Source organism: Mesorhizobium sp. M7A.F.Ca.US.014.04.1.1, assembly GCF_003998745.1.
Classification (GTDB): Bacteria; Pseudomonadota; Alphaproteobacteria; order Rhizobiales; family Rhizobiaceae; genus Mesorhizobium; species Mesorhizobium ciceri.
On record NZ_RZRW01001395.1, the window covers coordinates 1 to 543 of the forward strand.

The window sequence follows — 543 nt, forward strand, 5'->3', positions numbered from 1 at the left end:
ACATGGTTCTCTCCCGGCGCGGAGGCAATTGGCGTGGACCGACGATTCCGTACGGAAGGTCTCGTCCAACTCGAGACGTTAGAGTTGGCAATAAGGAAATTGACCTGATGGATCTCACCACACGGCTTGTCGTCGCGATCGGGCTTGGCGCGCTTCTTATCGGGGCGTTCATTCTCATATAGCCGAATGTGACGTTTCAAACGCCTTTCACGCGTTACATTGCCTGTCGTGCGGCAATTCTGGCGGGACTGGACGGCAGCATCGATTTCTCGTCCTGCCGTCGCTTGTCCGTTGGTCGGATCGCCCTGTGCCTACCCAGAGAAGCGCTTTGACTAAGCGAGCTGCAAGCCCACCGAAGCATGGATCGCCGCAGACGGTTCCCATCGCCCCCGGGGGTCGTTGCGCAGCTAAGCAGCACAAGCACGCAAGCTAGGTGCGTGCTCTATCGCCTCTGGCGCGGTCACGCCTGAGAGTTGCAAGCCGTACGACGCGGCAGAACAGCTGGTTTCAAAATCCGGCATCGACACCGTCGCCAATTCCCAT

At 58.7% G+C, this 543-nt stretch carries 1 protein-coding gene; it reads left to right on the forward strand.

What is annotated here, in order from left to right:
• Positions 1-182, forward strand: a 182-nt coding sequence (locus tag EOA22_RS38435) for a hypothetical protein (protein WP_206521585.1), incomplete at its 5' end; no start/stop codon positions are given.
• Between the last annotated feature and the right edge of the window lie 361 nt (positions 183-543).